Source organism: Hymenobacter aerophilus DSM 13606, from assembly GCF_000382225.1.
GTDB classification, from domain to species: domain Bacteria; phylum Bacteroidota; class Bacteroidia; order Cytophagales; family Hymenobacteraceae; genus Hymenobacter; species Hymenobacter aerophilus.
Window position 1 is genome coordinate 1 of record NZ_KB907859.1, and the last position, 2187, is coordinate 2187.

2 protein-coding genes are annotated in these 2187 nt (G+C 55.4%); both read right to left on the reverse strand.

Annotation, left to right across the window (positions count from 1 at the left end):
* Positions 1 to 92 precede the first annotated feature (92 nt).
* Positions 93 to 275, reverse strand: a complete 183-nt coding sequence (locus H145_RS0119245) for a prolipoprotein diacylglyceryl transferase family protein (RefSeq protein WP_019949775.1) — start codon at positions 273 to 275, stop codon at positions 93 to 95.
* Positions 276 to 527: 252 nt separating this feature from the next.
* Positions 528 to 1793 (reverse strand): hypothetical protein, encoded by a 1266-nt coding sequence (locus H145_RS23105; protein ID WP_157541841.1) that lies wholly within the window; start codon positions 1791 to 1793, stop codon positions 528 to 530.
* Positions 1794 to 2187 lie beyond the last annotated feature (394 nt).

Below are 2187 nucleotides of genomic sequence, written 5' to 3' on the forward strand. Positions count from 1 at the left end.
CCGGCATTCCGCCCTCAATTACCAGTCGCCAAACCACTTCGAAACACAACTCCAAACAACGTCCCAACTCTGTCCAGCTTAGCTAGACCACCTCAGGTCAACACATCAACCCACCGAGGCGACACTTTCTCGCGCCGGAAAATGTACTGGAAAATGGGCGTACTCACCACAAAGCCCAACATGAATAATAGCCCGTACCAGCGTAGCGTAAGCGGGCCAATATGGGCAATGATGGGGTCTGGGTTCCAAACCAAGTAGGCGAGTAGGGAATTCATACGGGAAAGAGTAAGCGCTGAACCAAGAGGGGTTCGGCTACTCCTTGGGTCCCAGAATTGTCAGAAACTTGCGGAACAGTTGGACCAAACTTTTAGCCAAGGCTAAAAGTGCAATTTACATCTTAGCGGAAGGAGGGGTAAAAACCCGTCACTATTCCGAGACGGGTCTGAGAACTAAGCTTATGTTAAGCGACGATTCCCAGATGATGATGGGTGTTTTTGCACTTCCTCACTGCCCCCAAAATCCTGTTTTTACTTGATGCGCAAGGGCATTTGCTTGGTGGTACCGTTGCGGGCTTGGAAGCGAAGCAGGTATCTCCCCGGCTCCAGAATTAAGGCGGTACGGTCTTGCGAGGTGCGTAATTCGATGATATCCGCCGCCACCGCGACGCGAGAATCCTCTTCCTTCCGATAAGCGAACACCAAGCAGGGATAAGCCCCCAATTGGGCGCGCTGGGGTAGGATATGGGATTTGCGTCGACCGTGGAGCAGCAGCCAATCCGGTCGGCCGAGGTGATAGCGCGTCGGGGGATGATACACCCGAACATCAAAAAGGGACACGCCAACTGGCCCCGCGAATACTTGCCCGGCTGGGTTTTGGAATACGCTGGCCTCCGTCGCTTGCGCCAGCTTATAGTACGGGTTTTCAAAGCGCGGCGCGCTTTTTTCGCTTAGCTTTTCTTGATTAATGGTAAAAGGGTCAATGCCCGTGAATTCCTTCACGCGCCCAGCCATCGCCTTGCCCCAGCTGCCGCCCAGCGAATCCTCCCGAATATGGTCGTAGCCCGCATGAATCAGGATTTTGGCGGTGGGGTCGGCCTGTAAGACCTTTTCAATATTGCGGGCCTGTTGTATCTCGCGTTGCCGGGCAAAGTCGGCCGGGGGGACGTCCGGAAAGGCGTCGTAGGCGAACACCGTAAAGCCCAAGCGTAAGGCTTCGCGAATCAGGTTGCCGTACTGTGGCTCGGCCGTGTAGTAGCCGCTGTTAGTAGCGTAGTCGGTGGGGCTGGTGACCGGATACCCCCTTTTTGCCAGCCCCTGGTCCCCTTCGCTGAGCGTTTCAGCTCCCAGGTAACGATAGCCTTGCTGGTAGAGGCCGGCCAGCAATGAAAGCGTAAACACGCGGTGCAAGGGGACGTGGTGGGCCTCGTTGATCATCACGATTCGTTCGCGTCCCGCCCGGGCCAGAATATACTCCCGGGCGTTTTGGGGCCGAAAGCGAAGAAAATAGAGGCTATCGGCCTTCGAAATGGTCGGCATGGCGGGCGCGTTGCGGTCCACGTACTGCAGCGCGGCCCGGTAGTCGCCAATGAACGAGGACGCCACGGCCGCTTGCTCCGCGGCGGCCGTGCGTTGGGCGGGGGTGGTGGCTTGTACGGTTTGCGCGATGTCCTGAGAAAACGGGTACGTGGGCTTTTGAATTGCTTCGACGGTCGGCTGGCCCGCGGCAGCAAAAGGAGCAGCGAGCACCAAGCACCAGCTCGCGACCAAGGCATTGAACGAAGGGTGATGGGCCATTTGAGGCTGAAAATACATTCCTTGGTTTAAGTAGCAACCCTCTTTCGCTTAGGGTCCGATAAAGACCTGCTAGCAGAGCATATTCGCTCGAAAGTACCCGTTAAAAACGGCCTGCAAACGCTGCGTGGTGGAGGCATTTGAGTTTTTTGCAAATGCTTCCGGAATACGCGTGGTTTTGAACCGTTAGGGAGTTTACGAAACTCATCTATTCGGGGCATTTCGTAAACTTTGAATCATAGACGAGTTTCTTAAACTCGCCCGGCCCTATTGGGGCTAGGTGGCCACCAGGTTCCGGGCAGCTGTCTCGTCCTAGAAAAAGTTGACCAAAAACTTGGTTAACTTATGGCATCACTGTCTGACTTGCGTATGCAAAAGCACGCGCTTTCCATGCGCC